We start from the raw sequence: 16,369 nt of genomic DNA on the forward strand, positions 1-16,369 counted from the left end.
ATGCCGCGCGTCGGCATCCCCCATGCCATCCTGAGAAGCCATGCTCGCCTACCTCCTGCGCCGCCTCGCGTTCCTCGCGGTATCGCTCGTCGTCGCGATGGTCGCGATCTTCGTGCTGCTGCGCCTTCTCCCCGGCGACCCGGCCAACGCGCTGCTCTCCGTGAACGCCACCCCGGAGCAGATCGCCGCCGCGCGCGCCCAGGTCGGCTCCGATCAGCCCCTGCTGCAGCAGTTCACGACGTGGGCGACGCAGCTGCTCCGTCTCGATCTCGGCGAGTCGTTCCTGAGCTCCCGTCCCGTCGGACCCGACATCGCCGATCGCCTCGCCGTGACGCTCCCGCTCACCCTCATCGCCTTCACCATCGCGCTGCTCGTCTCGCTCGTGATCGGCATCACCGCCGCCGTGAAGGCCGACCGCTGGTACGGCATCGCGCTCTCGGGCTTCGCGCAGCTCGGTGTCGCCGTGCCCGTGTTCTGGGTGGGTGTGGTGCTGGTCTGGGTGTTCGCGCTCGGGTGGGGCGTGCTGCCCTCCGGCGGCTTCCCCCGAAAGGACTGGGAGGATCCGGCGGACGCACTGCGCTCGCTCGCGCTGCCGGTGATCACGATCGTGATCGTCATGAGCGCCTCCCTCAGTCGCTACGTCCGCTCGGCGACGCTCGACGTGCTGGGCAGCGACTATCTGCGCACCGCCCGCGCCGGCGGTTCCCGCATGGGTGAGGCTCTGCTGCGCCACGGCGTGCGCAACGGCGCCGTCCCCGTCGTCGCGGTCCTCGGCATCGAACTGTCGACCACCCTCCTCGGCGCAGTGGTCGTCGAGAGCGTCTTCACGCTTCCCGGTCTCGGCAGCCTCCTGCTGTCCGCCATCGAGCAGCATGACTTCCAGGTCATCCAGGGCGTCCTCGTCGTCAGCACGCTCTTCGTGCTGCTGGTCGGATTCGCCGCCGACATCGCGCAGCGGCTGATCGACCCGCGCCTGCGCACGAGTGTCTCGGGGAACCGATGAGCCGCGTCGCCGAACAGCTGGTCACCGGATCCGCCCCCGTGCGCCGACGTCCGAAGGCGACCCTGCTGATCGGAATCGTGCTCACGGGTCTCATCGTGCTGATGGCCCTGGTCTCCCTGTTCTGGCTGCCCTACCCGCTCGCCGACACCAGCGGGGGCCGTCTCGAGGGGCCGAGCGCCCTGCACCTGCTCGGCACCGATCGGCTCGGACGCGACCTGCTCTCACAGCTGATGTGGGGCGCGCGGATCGCGCTCGTGGTCGGCACCTGCGCGGTCGCGATCGCCGCCGTCCTCGGCACGATCGTCGGGCTCCTGGCGGCGTTCGCCCGGCCGTGGGTCGACGACACGCTCTCGGCAGGACTCGACGTGGTGATCGCGTTCCCCGTGTTGCTGTTGGCGATGCTGGTCGTCGCCGTGCAGGGCGCGTCGCTGTGGTCGGCTGTGCTCGCGATCGGCCTGGCGATGTCGGCCGTCGTCGCCCGCCTCACCCGCATCCTTGCGCGGCGCGTCCTGCAGGAGCAGTTCATCACCGCGGCGCGCACCAGCGGCACCGGCGTGCTCGGCGTCGTGTTCCAGCACGTGCTGCCGAACATCGCGCCCACCCTCGCCGTGAGCCTGGCGCTGCAGTTCGGCGCCGCCGTGCTGGCCGAAGCGAGCCTGTCGTACCTCGGGTTGGGAGCACCGCCGCCCAACGCGTCGTGGGGACGGATGCTGCAGGAGGCGCAGGGCACGGTCCTCACAGCCCCTGTGGGCGCCATCGCTCCCGGCGTCGCGATCATCGCGCTGGTGCTCGGTGTGAACTTCCTCGCCGACGGTCTGCGCGACCTCGCCGACCCGACCCGCAGGAGGAGCCGATGAGCATCCTCGACGTCTCCGGCCTCACGGTCCGCTCCGGCGCGGGCGCGCTCGTGCGCGATGTCTCGTTCTCCCTCGCGCCCGGTGAGCGCCTGGGCCTGATCGGCGAGTCCGGCTCGGGCAAGTCGCTGACCTCGCTCGCGGTCACGGGCCTGCTGCCCGATGCGCTCAGCGCGTCGGGCTCGGTGCTGCTCGACGGCCGCCAGGTGATCGGAGCGCGGGACGCCGACCTCCGACCGCTGCGCGGGCCCGTCGCGCAGATCGTGTTCCAGGAGCCGCTCACCGCGCTCGATCCGCTGATGCGGGTGGGGCGTCAGGTCGCTGAGCCGCTGCGACGCCACCTCGGGCTGCGCGGGGTGGAGCTGAAGAGCGCCGTCGCCACGGCCCTCGACGAGGTCTCCCTGTCCGACACCCGCATCGCGCGGGCCTACCCGCATGAGCTCTCGGGTGGTCAGCGTCAGCGCGTGGCGATCGCCATCGCCCTCGCGGCCCGCCCGCAGCTGCTCATCGCCGACGAGCCGACGACCGCGCTCGACGTGACCGTGCAGGACGGCGTGCTCGCACTGCTGGAACGCCTGGTCGACGAACGCGGCATGGCGCTGCTGTTCATCAGCCATGACCTGGCCGTGGTCTCGCGCATGGTGGATCGCATCGTCGTGCTGCGCGACGGGCTCGTCGTCGAGGCGGGGTCGGTGGCGCAGGTGCTGCAGGAGCCGGCCGAGCCGTACACGCGGATGCTGGTCGACAGCGCCCGTGCGCTCGATGCGTTCCTCGACGCCGGGGAGGTCGGACGATGACGCTGCTCGAGCTGCGCGGGGCCGGTTTCGCCTATGGATCGCGCCGCGTTCTCGACGACGTGTCGCTGCGCATCGATGAGGGCGACTCGTTGGGCCTCGTCGGTGAATCGGGGGCGGGCAAGTCCACGATCCTGCGGCTGATGCTCGGGCTCGCCGCCCCGCGCGACGGACAGGTGCTGTTCGAGGGCGCACCGCTCGCTCTGCGCGATCGCGCACAGATGCGTCGGTTCCGCGCGAGCGTGCAGCCGGTGTTCCAGGACCCGTACTCGTCTCTCGACCCTCGCCAACGCATCGACCGGATCGTCGGCGAACCGCTCCGTTCGCTGGGTCTGGCATCCGGCACCGATGCGCAGCGCCGCATCGCGGAAGCCCTCGACTCGGTCGGGCTCCCCTCCGACACCGCGCGCCGGTACCCTCACGAGTTCTCCGGTGGGCAGCGCCAGCGCATCGCGATCGCGCGCGCCGTGGTCTCGCGCCCCCGGGTGCTGCTGGCCGACGAGCCGGTCAGCGCACTCGACGTGACGACGCGCGTGCAGGTGCTCGAGCTGCTCGACCGGCTGCGCCGCGAGAACGGCCTGTCGCTCGTGATGGTGTCGCACGACCTGACCGCGATCGCCTCGGCCTGCGACCGCACGCTCGTGCTGAAAGACGGCCGCGTCGTGGAGCAGGGCGCGACATCGGCCGTGCTGCACGCCCCGCAGGACCCCTACACGCGGGCGCTCGTCGACGCTGTTCCGCGACTGCCGCGCTGAGTACCGCTCAAGTCACGCCGGCGACGCCAGCCCGAAGTACTCAAGCTCCGCGTCGTTCAGCATCCGCGAGCGGATCAGGAATCGCATCCCTGTCGGCCCCTCGACGCTGAATCCCGCACCGCGCCCCGGCACGACGTCGATGGTCAGGTGCGTGTACTTCCAGTACTCGAACTGCGACTGCGACATGAAGACCTCGACGGACTGCGCCAGGCCCACGTCGAGCGCCCCGAGCAGCACGTCACCCGGCCCCGTGATGAACATCCCGATCGGATAGCACATGGGCGATGAGCCGTCGCAGCAGCCGCCGGACTGGTGGAACATGAGCGGCCCGTGCTGTGCGGTCAGCTCGCGTATGAGTGAGGCCGCAGCCTCCGTCACGTCCACGCGCTGGTAGGTGCCGATGCTGACCATGACTGCCGCCTTCCGGGGGGGAGCCGGGCGGACGCTGAGGGAGCAGCGCCCGCCCGGGGATCGAACTCAGAAGAAGCCCATCGGGCCCTCTGCATACGAGACGAGGAGGTTCTTCGTCTGCTGGTAGTGGTCGAGCATCATCTTGTGGTTCTCGCGACCGACGCCCGACTGCTTGTACCCGCCGAACGCGGCATGCGCCGGGTACTGGTGATACGTGTTGGTCCACACGCGTCCGGCCTCGATCGCCCGGCCCGCCCGGTAGGCGGTGTCACCGCTGCGGCTCCAGACGCCGGCGCCGAGACCGTAAAGCGTGTCGTTGGCGATCGAGATCGCGTCGTCGAATCCGTCGAACGAGGTGACAGAGAGCACGGGCCCGAAGATCTCCTCCTGGAAGATGCGCATGTCGTTCGTGCCCTCGAACACGGTCGGGGCGACGTAGAAGCCCCCGCTCAGATCTCCGCCGAGGTCGACCCGCTCACCACCGGTCAGCAGGCGCGCGCCGCCTTGCTTGCCGATGTCGATGTAGCTGAGGATCTTCTCCAGCTGGTCGTTCGATGCCTGCGCGCCGATCATCGTCGCGGGGTCGAGCGGGTTGCCCTGCACGACCTTCTTCACGCGCTCGAGTCCGTCCGCGAGGAACCCGTCGTAGATCGAGCGCTGGATGAGCGCCCGCGAGGGGCAGGTGCACACCTCGCCCTGATTCAGCGCGAACATCGTGAAGCCCTCGAGCGCCTTGTTGTAGAACGGGTCGCTGGTCGAGCGGGCGACGTCTTCGAAGAACACGTTCGGGCTCTTGCCTCCGAGCTCCAGCGTGACTGGGATCAGGTTCTGCGAGGCGTACTGCATGATCAGACGACCGGTCGTGGTCTCACCCGTGAAGGCGACCTTGCGGATGCGCTTGTGCTGCGCGAGCGGGGCGCCCGCCTCGATCCCGAACCCGTTCACGATGTTGACGACACCCGCCGGCAGCAGGTCGCCGATGATGTCGAACAGGAACAGGAGGGATGCCGGGGTCTGCTCGGCCGGCTTGATCACGACGCAGTTGCCTGCGGCGAGCGCGGGCGCCAGCTTCCAGACCGCCATCAGGATCGGGAAGTTCCAGGGGATGATCTGCCCGACCACACCGAGCGGTTCGTGGAAGTGGTACGCGACCGTGTTCTCGTCGAGCTGGCTGATGCCGCCCTCCTGCGCCCGCAGCACGCCGGCGAAGTAGCGGAAGTGGTCGACGGCGAGGGGGATGTCGGCGGCCAGCGTCTCGCGCACCGGCTTGCCGTTCTCCCATGTCTCGGCGACCGCGATCTCCTCGAGGTGCTGCTCGATCCGGTCCGCGATCCTGTTGAGGATCACCGAGCGCTCGGCCGGGCTCGTCTTGCCCCAGCCCGCGAAGGCCTGCCACGCGACCTCGACGGCCCGATCGATGTCTTCGCTGGTGCCGCGGCCGACCTCGGTGAACGCCTTGCCGTTGACGGGGCTGACGTTCTCGAAGTACTGGCCCTTGACGGGTTCGACGAACTCGCCGCCGATGTAGTGGCCGTAGCGCGGCCGGTAGTTCGCGAGGGCGCCCGGCCGGCCCGGGGCCGCGTAGGCGAGGGACACGTCTTCTTCGACGATGCTCATGGGAGTCTCCTTCGACGGGGCCGCGCATCGGTGCAGCGGCTGTCCTTCGAAGGTAGGTCGCACGAGGTTGCACCCCGGTGCGCAACGTTGCGCCGAGTTGCAAGGCTCGGTCAGGCCTCGAGACGCTCGATACGGGCGACCAGTCCCGCGCGCTTCGGCGACCGGGCGGGGAGCATCTCCAGCGCCAGTCGGAGGGTTTCGGCGTCGCCCTGACCCTCGGGGATCTCGGCGTAGGAGAGCAGCACGTCGAGACTCGCCTCGGACAGCATCGCCTCACGCAGCGCTGCCCTCACCGACTCGCGGAACTCCTCGACACCGGGCGATGTCGACTCGGGCAGCACCGGACCCCGATAGGCCGTGAGCGCCACCCGGTGCGCGCCGCGATCGAGCAGGGACAGCACGTCGTGTGCGTCGGTGTCGAGGGCGACGGGAAGGCGATACGGACGCGACTCCGGCACGAGGTCGGGGGCGGTGCGCTCGAGCACCTTGCGCAGGCGCACCATCTCCGGGCGGAGCGTGTCGGGCGAGACACCGGGGCCGTAGACGAGCTCGCACAGGCGCTCGGCCGAGAGGCCCTGGCGATGCACGGCGAGCATGAGCAGGATCGCAGCGTGGCGCGCACTGAGCTCGATCATCGACTCGTCGTGCGCGGACTCGGTCTCCAGCCGCGCCCTGTCGCGGCCCAGCACATGCAGCGTCGCCCTGGCGGTCGCCGGAGTGCGTCCCTTCGTCGCGGCGGATCGGGGTCGGGATCCCTCGCTCCGCTGACGAAGCCGGGCGACCATCAGCTCCGACTCGACAGCGCGGGCCGTCGCATCGACCAGCAGTCGCGCCTGCAGCGAGACGACCTCGGGGCCACCCGTGATGTCGATCACGCCGAGCACCCGCTGCGTCTCCGGATCGCGCACGGGGGCCGCGGTGCACGACCACGGATGCACGAGCCGGTTGTAGTGCTCCGCGCCGCGGATCTGCACCGACTGCCCGAGCGCGAGGGCGGTTCCCGGCGCGCTCGTGCCGACGGCGTCCTCCGACCAGTTCGCCCCGGCCACGAAACCCATGCCGTCGGTGAGCGAGCGCAGCTGGCTGTCGCCCTCGATCCACAGCAGGCGACCGGCCTGGTCGCCGACCGCGATGATCACTCCCGTGTCCTCTGCCTCACCCGGCAGCAGCAGCGCACGGATCATGTCCATCACCGAGGCGAGCGGATGCGCGAGACGGTAGGCGTCGAGCTCGTCGCTGACCAGGTCGAGCGGCGGAGCGCCCTCAGGGCCGACCCGCCCGCGCCAGGACCTCTCCCACGACTCACGGACGAGGGGTCGCACCTCTTGCAGACGCCGATCGTCGAGGTTTCCGGCGAGCAGTTCCTCGTGCGCACGCTCGATGAGAAGTCGCGATGTCGGGGGAAGGGACTCGCGGGATACCTGCCACGGCGCAGACACAGCGGTCTCCGATCGTCGAGAGCGTGCGTTGCCTCAGTGTACGAGGAGCACTGCCCCGGAGGGAACACCTCACCGTGTCAGCGGAGAAGCCCGGCGACCAGGTCGTCGATCACCTCGTCGGTGGAGGTGTCCGGATCGATCGGCGTCGTGAGCCTGTCGAGCAGCAACCCGTCGATCGCGTAGTGGAACAGCGCGATCTCGCGGCGTCCGCCCGGGAGCCCGGCCGCGGTGTTGAACGCCACATCGCCGTCGAAGCCGGCGCGCTGCCAGGCAGCGAGTACGGCGGCGACCTCGGGACGCCGACCGCCTTCGAGTCGCAGCTCGAACAGCGCGAGCGTCACGTCGCGGTCCTCGGTCAGTCGCCGCACGATGTCGCGGATGTAGTCGGCGAACAGGGCGGGCCCGGGCTCCGCCGTCGCACGACGCTCCAGGTCTTCGGAGGTGGGGGCGAGACGCTCTCCGATCCGCTCGACCAGACCCTCGATCAGGGCGTCCCTGCTGCGGAAGTAGTTCGAGGTGGTGCCCGTCGGAACCTGCGCGGCGGTATCGACCGCGCGGTGCGTGAGACCTCGCGATCCCTCTCGTGCGAGCACCGTGAGTCCTGCATCCGCGATGAGCCGTCGCCGGGAGTCGTTCTTCACCATGCACGGAACACTAGCGCAATCACTACGCCTGTTGTACCGTAACTGCGACAGATGTAGTGATAGGAGAATCATGCGAGAGCTCGTGTATTACGCCGCCGTCACCCTCGACGGCTACATCGCCGGCCCGAACGGCGAGTTCGACGCATTCCTCATCGAGGGCGACCACATGGAGGGCATCAACGCCCGGTTCGCCGACACCCTCCCCACCGTCGCGGCCGCAGCGCTCGGCATCCCCCAGAAGCGCGCGCTCTTCGACACCGTGCTGATGGGGTGGAACACGTATCAGGTGGGCGGTGTGCCCAGCCCCTACGCGCACCTGCGCCAGATCGTCTTCAGCCGCTCGCGCACCGCAGAGGGAGAGAACCTCGAGGTCACGTCCGAAGACCCGATCGCTGTGGTGCGCCGGCTGAAACTCGAGGAAGGCGCCGCCATCTGGCTCTGCGGCGGCGGTGCTCTGGCCGCCACACTCGCCGACGAGATCGACCGCCTCGTCCTCAAGCGGCAGCCCCTGCTGTTCGGCTCGGGCATCCCCCTGTTCGGCGAGCGCCCCTATCGCCCCGAACAGTTCGACGCGGTCGAGACCGTCACCTACGACAGCGGCGTGGTGTTCACCGAGCTCGAACGCCGACGCGAGGGGTGAGCCGGGTCAGCCGCGTGCGGCCCACCACTCCCGGAGCCGCTGCTCGGCGACCTCGGTTCCGAGCACGCCCTCGTCCAGACGCAGATCCAGCAGGAACCTGTACGCCTCGCCGACCTCGCGCCCCGGGCTGATGCCGAGCACCTGCTGGATGCGGTTGCCGTCGATCTCCGGACGGATGGAGTCGAGCTCCTCCTGCTCGCGCAGTGCGGCGATGCGCGCCTCGATGTCGTCATATGCGCTGGCCAGGCGACCTGCCTTGCGCTTGTTCCGGGTGGTCACGTCGGCGCGGGTGAGGATGTGCAGACGCTCCAGCAGGTCGCCGGCATCGCGCACGTAGCGGCGCACGGCCGCATCCGTCCACGCCCCCTCGGCGTATCCGAAGAAGCGCAGGTGCAGCTCGATGAGCGTCGCGACGGCGTCGGTGGTGTCGGTGTCGAAGCGCAGCGCCTGCAGTCGCTTGCGGGCCATGCGCGAGCCGACCACGTCGTGGTGGTGGAAGGTGACCACTCCCCCGGCCTCGAGCTTGCGGGTGCGCGGCTTGCCGATGTCATGCAGCAGAGCAGCGATGCGCAGCGGCACGTCGGGGGCGGCGCCGGGGTGCCGGGAGTGCTCGAGCTGGATCGCCTGGGCGAGCACCGTGAGCGAGTGCTCGTAGACGTCCTTGTGGTGGTGGTGCTCATCGACTTCGAGGCGCAGGTCGGTGACCTCGGGGAGGAACTCGTCGATCAGTCCGGTGTCGACCAGCACGCGGATGCCGCGCACCGGGTCGTCGGTCTGCATGAGGCGCACGAGTTCGGACTGGATGCGCTCGGGGCTCACGATCTTCAGCGTCTCGCGCAACTCGGTGATCGCCTCGGCCGTGGCGTCCTCGACACGGAAGCCGAGCTGCGCGCTGAAGCGAGCCGCCCGCAGCATCCGGAGCGGATCGTCGCCGAACGAGACCCGAGGATCGGCGGGCGTGCGCAACACTCCCGCGATGAGGTCTTCGACGCCGCCGGTCGGGTCGACGAGCTTCACGGCCGGCACCTGCAGTGCCATGGAGTTGACGGTGAAGTCACGGCGCACGAGGTCGCCGTCGATCGTGTCGCCGAACTCCACGGTGGGTTTGCGGGTCACGCCGTCATAGCTGTCGGCTCGATAGGTCGTGATCTCGACCTGCTCACGCTGCACGCGTGCGCCGATCGTGCCGAACGCACGGCCGATGTCCCACTGCGCGGTCGAGATCGGCGTGACGATGGACAGGATCTCGTCGGGCGAGGCGTTCGTCGTGAAATCGAGGTCGTGCGTCGTGCGTCCCAGCAACGCGTCGCGCACCGGGCCGCCGACGACGGCCAGATCGAACCCGGCATCCTCGAACGCCGTCGCGAGGGTGCGGACGACCGGATTCTCGGCGAGCGCACCGAGACGGGCGAGGCCGTCAGCCATGTTGAGCATGGGTTCCAGCGTACCGGGGCGGGTGCGCCCGATCCCGCGACGCCCGTTCACCTCCCGGTCGCCCGAAGGCCAACCCCCGGTCATCCGTCTTCGATGGGGTGGAGGGGCATCGTGCGACCGAGCACGGAAACCCCCACCCTGAAGGACTGACATGACCTCCCCCACCCCTGCGGTGCGGTGGCGACGTCGCGGACTGACCTCCGTCGCGCTGCTCGCCCTGCTCGCCGGCGCTGTCGTCGCCCCCGCGGCCCTCGCCGCTCCCGACCCCGAGGTGCCGACGGGATCGCTGATCACCGGCGACACGGCCTGGCATTACCTCGACGACGGCTCCGACCCGTCTCCCGCTCCGGCGGCTCTGCGCGATTGGACCCTGCCCGCCTATGACGACAGTGCATGGAAGTCGGCAGCGGGCTCGTTCGGAGCCAAGGGCGGAAAGCTCGCGCCTGTGGGCTCGCAGACGCCGAAGACGCTTCTGAACCACTACCTCGACGGTGCGGCCGCCCCCACCGTTCCCACCTACTTCTTCCGCACGACGTTCGAGCTCGAAGCCGGCGTCGCCGAGCAGGTCGCGGCTCTGCAGAGCACCATCACGTACGACGACGCGATCATCGTCTGGATCAACGGCACCGAGGTCGCCCGCTACGTCGACGGACGCATCACCGACACGGTGAACGTCGAGTATGCCGGAGACGGCAACGGCAGCCCGCTCACGAGCACGTTCAGCGCGGAAGGCGGCCTGCTGCACGACGGCACGAACACCATCGCCGTGTCGCTGTTCCAGGACCGCGAGACCAGCTCGGACATCTTCTTCGACATGTCGTCGCTGACCCTCGTCGAAGCATCCGCTCCCGGCACCCCCGTCGTCGCGCCGCCGACCCGGGTGATCCTCACACCGACCGAGCAGCCCGCCGTCTCGCAGTCGTTCTCCTGGCTCGCCGGCGACGCCTCGCACACGGTCGGACAGGTCGAGATCGCTCCGTCCGCCGGCGGCGATTCCCGCACGATCGACGCCTATGACGCGGGTGTGGTGAACGGCAACCCGAACAAGCACTTCTCGGCCACCGTGACCGGACTCACCGCCGCGACCGAGTACCGCTACCGTGTCGGCCTCCCCGGCAGCTGGAGCGACTGGTTCACCTTCCGCACCGCCGATCCTGCGGCCACGGACTTCCAGTTCATCTACTACGGCGACGCGCAGATCGGCCTCGACACCACGTGGCCGAGCGTCGTGAAGCAGGCCGAGGCCAAGGCGCCTCGCTCCATCGGCTCGGTGCACGCAGGCGATCTGATCAACTCGTCGAGCAACGAGAACGAGTGGGTCAACTGGTTCAAGGGCATGAAGGACTCGGCCGTCCGCACCAACGTGATGGCCGCCCCCGGCAACCACGAGTACTCGGGCGACAAGCTGCTGACGGCATGGAAGGCCGCGTTCGAGTACCCGCACAACAACCCGTCGACGAGCTCGGTGGGCGAGCTGGCCGAGCTCGCGAAGGGCGACTCCGCGGTCGCACAGCAGTACCGCGCGTTCTTCGACCACTGGAGCTCGTTCGCCGCGGAGACCGCGTACTACACCGACTACCAGGGCGTGCGGTTCATCACGCTGAACGCGACCCGCGACACCACCTTCCTCACCCCCGCCGGCCTCCCCTCCTGCACCGGCGCGGAGTGCCCCTCCTCGCAGATCGGCGTGCTCTGGACCCGCTTCCAGGGCGCCTGGCTCGACCTGCTGCTGCAGAACAGCCCGTCGAAGTGGAATGTCGTCACGTTCCACCAGCCGGTGTTCTCGGCATCCGAGGGTCGTGACGAGCCGGTGCTGCGCGCCGAGTGGCTGCCGGTCTTCCAGCGCAACGACATCGACCTGGTGCTCATGGGCCACGACCACACGTACGCCCGCGGCTACGTGAACACCGATGCGACCGAGACCCCGGGACTCACCACCGGCCCGGTCTACGTCGTGTCGAACTCGGGTGCGAAGCACTACGACCTGGAGACGCCCGAGAAGAACGTCTGGACCAACAACGGCGCCACCCAGGTGCTGCGCGGCCAGGGCGTCACGACCTATCAGGTGATCGACGTGTCGAAGAACCAGCTGGTCTACCGCTCGTACCTCGCCGAGAAGCAGCCGGGCGCCACGACCGACCTTCCCCTCGGCGCCGTCTACGACACGTTCACCGTGACCAAGTCGGATGCCGGTGAGAAGTGGGTCACCGAAGACGGCGTCACGCCTCCGGAGCCCGAGGTCCCGGCGAAGGTCGAGCTCGGCGCGGCATCCGTGAAGGCCGGCGGCACCGTCACGGTGTCCGGAAGCGGCTTCGCGGAGGGCGCTCAGCTGCGGTTCGAGCTGCGGTCCGACCCGGTGCAGCTGGGCACGGCGACCGCCGGCACGGACGGCTCGTTCCAGCGCACGCTGACGATCCCCGCGAACACCCCGGCCGGCGCGCACACGCTCGCTGTGATCCGCGCCGACGGCACCGAGATACCCACCTCGCTCACCGTCACCGCGGCAGCCGGTGGTGGCAACACAACCCCGGGCACGAACACCGGAGGGTCGACCGGCGGCGACCTCGCCACGACCGGCGCCGACAGCGCGCCCTACGTGATCGCCGCGGTGGTCCTGCTCGCGGCGGGCCTCGGTCTGTTCGCGATGCGCCGCCGTCGCCAGCACGCGGAGGCAGACGCCGAGTAGCAGAGGCATCCGTCCACGAGGGCGCCGTCGAGGCTTCGGTCTCGACGGCGCCCTTCGCCGCGCTCCGGCCGACGCGGCGCACCGTGACGGATGCCGTCGATGACACGCCGTCGTTTCGGCACCACGGGCGGCGTGTCGGCCGCCCTCTGCGAAGTCGCGCACCGGGAGTCGGCCCCTTACTGGGATAACCTTCCACCGAGTCCGTCCCCGGTGAAGGAGAGCAAGTGCCCGCGAACGATGTGATGGCCGACGAGACCGATCGGATCGTCGCCGCGGCCCTGCAGGTGAACGGCCGTGCGTCCTGGGGGGAGATCGCCCGCGTGGTCGATCTGCCGGAGCGCACCGTCGCCCGTCGCGGCCAGCGGCTGCTCGACCGAGGCCTGGTGCGTGTCTCCACGTACGTCGATCCTTCGCGCGTTCTCCATGCCAGGGCCGTGCTCTTCCGCATCACCACCGAGCCGCACGCCCTGTGGCACGTGGCGCGCACCCTGGCGCGGCGAGCCGATGCCTCGTCGGTATCGGTGCTCGAAGGCAGCAGCGACATCGCCGGGATGCTGCTCCCCCACGACGACGCCTCGATCCGAGAGCTGCTCTTCACCGATTTCCCCGAGCTCGAGGGCATCGACTCGATCAACGTCACGACGGTGCTGAAGTTCTTCCGCTCGGGGCATGACTGGCGCGCGGGAGTGCTCACCGACGAACAGGCGCGTCTGCTCGACGAGTCGTCCGGCTCCGAGGTCGACCCGGCCGATTCGCTGAGCGAAGACGAAGAGGCACTCATCCGGTTGCTGCTGAAGGACGGGCGCATGCCGGTCGCCCAGCTGGCGCGTTCGCTCGGCCTGAACGTCACGACCACCCGGCGGCGGATGGAGTCCCTGAATCGCCGCGGCCTGATGCATCCGCGCACCGAGGTCGTACCGAGCCTGTTCGGCCTGGGACTGGAGGCGCTCGTCTGGCTCCGCGTGCCGATGGCGCGCCTCGAGAAGGTGGGTACCGCTCTGGCGGCGGCGCCCGAGGTGAAGTTCATCGCCGCGACCACCGGCACCTCGCAGCTGCTCGCCAACGTGCTCGTGAAGGACGCCGACGAGTTCTACGAATTCCTCACCGGGCCGGCCGTGGCAGGCCACGAGGGCCTGGAGGTCGTGGAGTCGCTGGTGGTCATCACACCGGTGCTGCGCGGATCTCTGATCGTGGACGAGGCCCCCGAGGCGCTGGCGAATGACATGCCCACCGGAGCCATCCGTTTGTAGTCTGATTCTGTTACTGGCATGTAACGAAATGGCGAGATCGTTCTTTGAAGCTTGACCCAGTGGCGAAATAGAGCAAGTATCCTCTCCAGGGCCATCACCCCTGGAGAGGACGAACGTGTTCACGGCTACTGGAGACGACTGGGCGGATCGCGCGGCGACCCTGCCCCTGCACACGCGCATGTTCATCGGCGGCGCGTGGGAGGAGGGCTCGGCCGAGCCCCTGACTCCGGTGGCTCCGCGAGACGGACGTGCGCTCCCGAAGATCAGCGCCGCCTCGGTGGGCGATGTCGATCGCGCCGTCCGCTCCGCCCGCGCAGCCTTCGACTCCGGCGTGTGGTCGCGAATCGCCCCTCGTGAACGCGGCCAGTTGCTGATCGCCTTCGCCCAGAGGATCCACGACAACGCCGAAGAACTCGCGCTCACCATCTCGCTCGAGATGGGCAAGCCCGTCCGCGAGGCGCTCCAGACAGAGCTCCGCGCCGTCGTGAACTGCTTCCGCTGGTACGGCGAGGCCGCAGACAAGGTCCTCGACGAGATCCCGGTCACCGCCCCGGGCAGCCTGGCCCTCGTCACGCGAGAGCCGGCAGGCGTGGTCGCGGCCGTCGTGCCGTGGAACTTCCCGCTGACCATGACCGCCTGGAAGCTCGCCCCCGCCCTCGCCGTCGGCAACAGCGTCGTGCTCAAGCCCGCCGAGCACACCACCTTCTCCGCGCTTCGTCTGGCCGAGCTCGCACACGAGGCCGGAATCCCCGCCGGCGTCCTCAACGTCACGCCGGGCACCGGACAGGTCGCCGGCCGCGCTCTGGGCGAGCACCACGACGTCGACGTCGTCACCTTCACGGGTTCGCCCGAAGTGGGCCGCAAGTTCCTGGGCTACTCGGCCGCCTCCAACGGCAAGCGCGTCTGGCCCGAGCTCGGCGGCAAGACCGCGAGTCTGGTGCTGCCGGATGCCGACCTGGAGCGCGCCGTGCGGGCCACCGCCGACGGCTGCTTCTACAACCAGGGCCAGATGTGCACGGCATCCTCCCGCCTTCTCGTCCCGCGCGCCCAGCGCGACCGCGCGCTGGAGATCGCCGCCGACGTCGCACGCACCAGCCTGCCTGCAGACCCGTTCGAGGTCTCCACGTCGATGGGCGCGATCGTCAGTGAGAGACAGCTCGCGGGCATCACCGGCTTCGTCGAGCGCGCCCAGGCCGAGGGCGGCGAACTCGCGGCCGGCAGCGCCGAGCGATTCCACGCCGTCGACGGCGGCAGCTACTTCGCGCCCGTCGTGCTCGGCGTCACGCCCCAGCACGAGGTCGCGCAGCGCGAGGTCTTCGGCCCCGTGCTCTCGGTCATCGCCTACGACGATGTCGAGGACGCACTCACGATCGCCAACGGCACGGAGTTCGGCCTCGCTGCTGCCCTGTGGAGCACCGACCTCAACGCCGTGCACACGCTCTCACGCCGCCTGCGCGCGGGTGTCGTATGGGTCAACTGCTTCGAAGAGGGCGATATGACGATCCCCTTCGGCGGGGTCAAGGGCTCGGGCTTCGGCCGGGACAAGAGCCTGCACGCGCTCGAGAAGTTCACCGATCTGAAGACCACCTGGATCGAGCTCTCATGACCCGACCGCTCATCGGCATCACCACCTGGCGCCGTTTCATCGACACCGACCTGGGCAGCGGCCGCCCGGCGCACACCCTGGGCACGGAGTATGCCGCCCCCATCGAGGCATCCGGCGGCGCGGTCGTGCTGCTGCCCCCGACGGCAGGGGTCGACGACGTGCTCGACCGTCTCGACGGGCTGGTCCTCTCCGGCGGAGAAGACGTGCACCCGTCGCGCTACGGTGCCCAGGCGCAGGAGGGGAAGAGCTACGACCCGTCCCGCGACGGGTTCGAGATCGCGCTCGCCCTCGGTGCGCGCCGCCGGGGGATCCCCGTGCTCGCGATCTGCCGCGGACTCCAGGTGAGCAACATCGCCTTCGGCGGATCCCTCGTCGTCGACATCCCGTCCACCGAGCACCACGAACCCGTCCGCGGGGCCGACCAGCAGCTCTCGGCTCGGCATCCGATCGTCCTCAGCGAGGGCAGCCGTCTCGCCGCGCTCTACGGCACCAGGCAGCGGATCGTGAACACCATCCACCACCAGTCGATCGACGTCCCCGCCCCCGGCCTCCACGCGGTCGCGTGGGCACCGGACGGCATCGTCGAAGCCGTCGAGGCCGACGACGACTGGCCCTTCTGGGCGGTGCAGTGGCATCCCGAGAAGATGATCGCCCCCGATGAGGCCGCAGAGGAGATGCCGCTGTTCGCGGCGTTCGTCTCGGCCGCCCGTGAACGAGCAGCGGAACACCCCGCTGCGGAGAAAGGAACACGATGACCAAGCAGGTCTTCCTCGAGTACGAGAACGGCGTCCGCGCCGTCGCCACCCTGTTCGAGGACCTCGCCCCTCGCACCTGCGAAGCCATGTGGGGTGCGCTGGAGAAGCCGGTCACCATGCAGGCGATGCACGCCATGTACGCCGGCCCCGAGGTCATGGTCGGCCTCCCCGAAGAGGCGCAGAACTTCGACCCCGAGAAGGTGCCGTTCGAGAACCAGCAGGTCGTGCCGGCGCCGGGTGATCTGCAGTGGTACTGGCAGCGCCCGATGCAGATGGGCGGCCTGCCGTTCGAGTGGTACGAGATCGGGGTCTTCTACGATCGTGGTGCCCGTACTCTCGGCCCGCTCGGATGGACACCCGTCAACATCTGGGGCGGCATCACCGAAGGACTCGCGGAGTTCGCCAAGGAGAGCGCGGCGATCCGCATCGACGGAGCGAAGCAGCTCACCATCGGACGCCTGGTCTAGGCGTCTACTCAGTG

General features: G+C 69.5%; 15 protein-coding genes. 10 read left to right on the forward strand and 5 right to left on the reverse strand.

Translation table 11 applies throughout. The features are described from left to right. The first annotated feature begins 40 nt into the window (after positions 1-40). From ACP699_RS11330 to ACP699_RS11345, 4 genes are read left to right on the forward strand one after another with little or no spacing between them, the layout of a single operon-like run. Entirely contained in the window at positions 41-1,003 is a 963-nt protein-coding gene (locus ACP699_RS11330; RefSeq protein ID WP_055871443.1) for an ABC transporter permease, read from the forward strand. Then, on the forward strand, positions 1,000-1,860 hold the full coding sequence (locus ACP699_RS11335; RefSeq protein ID WP_055875377.1) for an ABC transporter permease: 861 nt from the start codon (positions 1,000-1,002) through the stop codon (positions 1,858-1,860). The genes ACP699_RS11330 and ACP699_RS11335 overlap by 4 nt, the downstream gene beginning before the upstream one ends. After that, positions 1,857-2,654, forward strand: a complete 798-nt coding sequence (locus ACP699_RS11340) for an ABC transporter ATP-binding protein (RefSeq protein WP_127483286.1) — start codon at positions 1,857-1,859, stop codon at positions 2,652-2,654. Before ACP699_RS11335 ends, ACP699_RS11340 begins: the two co-directional genes overlap by 4 nt. After that, positions 2,651-3,406: an ABC transporter ATP-binding protein gene (locus ACP699_RS11345; protein ID WP_426171182.1), complete on the forward strand. Its 756-nt coding sequence runs from the start codon at positions 2,651-2,653 to the stop codon at positions 3,404-3,406. Before ACP699_RS11340 ends, ACP699_RS11345 begins: the two co-directional genes overlap by 4 nt. Positions 3,407-3,418: 12 nt before the next feature. On the opposite strand, the gene ACP699_RS11350 is transcribed toward ACP699_RS11345, so the two are convergent. The 4 genes from ACP699_RS11350 to ACP699_RS11365 form a co-directional block, all read right to left on the reverse strand. Next, positions 3,419-3,817, reverse strand: coding sequence for a DUF779 domain-containing protein (locus ACP699_RS11350; RefSeq protein WP_426171184.1), 399 nt, complete (start codon positions 3,815-3,817; stop codon positions 3,419-3,421). Between the two features lie 66 nt (positions 3,818-3,883). Further along, positions 3,884-5,434, reverse strand: a complete 1,551-nt coding sequence (gene exaC, locus ACP699_RS11355; protein ID WP_426171186.1) for an acetaldehyde dehydrogenase ExaC — start codon at positions 5,432-5,434, stop codon at positions 3,884-3,886. 110 nt (positions 5,435-5,544) lie between these two features. Further along, a complete protein-coding gene (locus tag ACP699_RS11360; RefSeq protein ID WP_055871460.1) occupies positions 5,545-6,873 on the reverse strand; it encodes a GAF domain-containing protein in 1,329 nt (442 codons plus the stop codon). Positions 6,874-6,950: 77 nt separating this feature from the next. Further along, positions 6,951-7,517 carry a TetR/AcrR family transcriptional regulator gene (locus tag ACP699_RS11365; RefSeq protein ID WP_055871463.1) on the reverse strand — a complete coding sequence of 189 codons (567 nt, stop codon included), beginning with the start codon at positions 7,515-7,517 and terminating at the stop codon, positions 6,951-6,953. 70 nt (positions 7,518-7,587) lie between these two features. On the opposite strand from ACP699_RS11365, the gene ACP699_RS11370 reads away from it, so the two are divergent. Further along, positions 7,588-8,157 (forward strand): dihydrofolate reductase family protein, encoded by a 570-nt coding sequence (locus tag ACP699_RS11370; protein ID WP_055871466.1) that lies wholly within the window; start codon positions 7,588-7,590, stop codon positions 8,155-8,157. A 6-nt stretch (positions 8,158-8,163) separates the two neighbouring features. On the opposite strand, the gene ACP699_RS11375 is transcribed toward ACP699_RS11370, so the two are convergent. Continuing rightward, positions 8,164-9,591, reverse strand: a complete 1,428-nt coding sequence (locus ACP699_RS11375; RefSeq protein ID WP_055871468.1) for a CCA tRNA nucleotidyltransferase — start codon at positions 9,589-9,591, stop codon at positions 8,164-8,166. A 151-nt stretch (positions 9,592-9,742) separates the two neighbouring features. Here ACP699_RS11375 and ACP699_RS11380 point away from each other — a divergent pair, with 151 nt between their 5' ends. The 5 genes from ACP699_RS11380 (at position 9,743) to ACP699_RS11400 (ending at position 16,355) form a co-directional block, all read left to right on the forward strand. Further along, the gene (locus ACP699_RS11380; protein WP_426171190.1) at positions 9,743-12,277 is read left to right on the forward strand and encodes a fibronectin type III domain-containing protein; all 2,535 of its coding nucleotides are present in this window, start codon (positions 9,743-9,745) and stop codon (positions 12,275-12,277) included. Positions 12,278-12,501: 224 nt separating this feature from the next. Next, complete coding sequence (locus ACP699_RS11385) at positions 12,502-13,527, forward strand: Lrp/AsnC family transcriptional regulator (protein ID WP_017829887.1); 1,026 nt, start codon at positions 12,502-12,504, stop codon at positions 13,525-13,527. Positions 13,528-13,642: 115 nt separating this feature from the next. Next, positions 13,643-15,133, forward strand: coding sequence for an aldehyde dehydrogenase family protein (locus ACP699_RS11390; protein WP_055875401.1), 1,491 nt, complete (start codon positions 13,643-13,645; stop codon positions 15,131-15,133). Beyond that, the gene (locus tag ACP699_RS11395) at positions 15,130-15,888 is read left to right on the forward strand and encodes a gamma-glutamyl-gamma-aminobutyrate hydrolase family protein (protein WP_426171193.1); all 759 of its coding nucleotides are present in this window, start codon (positions 15,130-15,132) and stop codon (positions 15,886-15,888) included. The genes ACP699_RS11390 and ACP699_RS11395 overlap by 4 nt, the downstream gene beginning before the upstream one ends. Continuing rightward, a complete protein-coding gene (locus ACP699_RS11400; RefSeq protein ID WP_017829890.1) occupies positions 15,885-16,355 on the forward strand; it encodes a DUF3830 family protein in 471 nt (156 codons plus the stop codon). Before ACP699_RS11395 ends, ACP699_RS11400 begins: the two co-directional genes overlap by 4 nt. Positions 16,356-16,369: the final 14 nt, after the last annotated feature.

The sequence above is a fragment of the Microbacterium sp. DWRC1-3 genome, from assembly GCF_049896645.1.
GTDB lineage: Bacteria > Actinomycetota > Actinomycetes > Actinomycetales > Microbacteriaceae > Microbacterium > Microbacterium maritypicum.

Bases quoted from the DNA above. Each gene is read 5' to 3' on its own strand.
- ACP699_RS11400 (WP_017829890.1), top strand. From the start codon at position 15,885: ATGACCAAGCAGGTCTTCCTCGAGTACGAGAACGGCGTCCGCGCCGTC.
- ACP699_RS11340 (WP_127483286.1), top strand. From the start codon at position 1,857: ATGAGCATCCTCGACGTCTCCGGCCTCACGGTCCGCTCCGGCGCGGGC.
- ACP699_RS11380 (WP_426171190.1), top strand. From the start codon at position 9,743: ATGACCTCCCCCACCCCTGCGGTGCGGTGGCGACGTCGCGGACTGACC.
- ACP699_RS11375 (WP_055871468.1), bottom strand. From the start codon at position 9,591: ATGCTCAACATGGCTGACGGCCTCGCCCGTCTCGGTGCGCTCGCCGAG.
- ACP699_RS11370 (WP_055871466.1), top strand. From the start codon at position 7,588: ATGCGAGAGCTCGTGTATTACGCCGCCGTCACCCTCGACGGCTACATC.
- ACP699_RS11335 (WP_055875377.1), top strand. From the start codon at position 1,000: ATGAGCCGCGTCGCCGAACAGCTGGTCACCGGATCCGCCCCCGTGCGC.
- ACP699_RS11365 (WP_055871463.1), bottom strand. From the start codon at position 7,517: ATGGTGAAGAACGACTCCCGGCGACGGCTCATCGCGGATGCAGGACTC.
- exaC (WP_426171186.1), bottom strand. From the start codon at position 5,434: ATGAGCATCGTCGAAGAAGACGTGTCCCTCGCCTACGCGGCCCCGGGC.
- ACP699_RS11395 (WP_426171193.1), top strand. From the start codon at position 15,130: ATGACCCGACCGCTCATCGGCATCACCACCTGGCGCCGTTTCATCGAC.
- ACP699_RS11345 (WP_426171182.1), top strand. From the start codon at position 2,651: ATGACGCTGCTCGAGCTGCGCGGGGCCGGTTTCGCCTATGGATCGCGC.
- ACP699_RS11330 (WP_055871443.1), top strand. From the start codon at position 41: ATGCTCGCCTACCTCCTGCGCCGCCTCGCGTTCCTCGCGGTATCGCTC.
- ACP699_RS11350 (WP_426171184.1), bottom strand. From the start codon at position 3,817: ATGGTCAGCATCGGCACCTACCAGCGCGTGGACGTGACGGAGGCTGCG.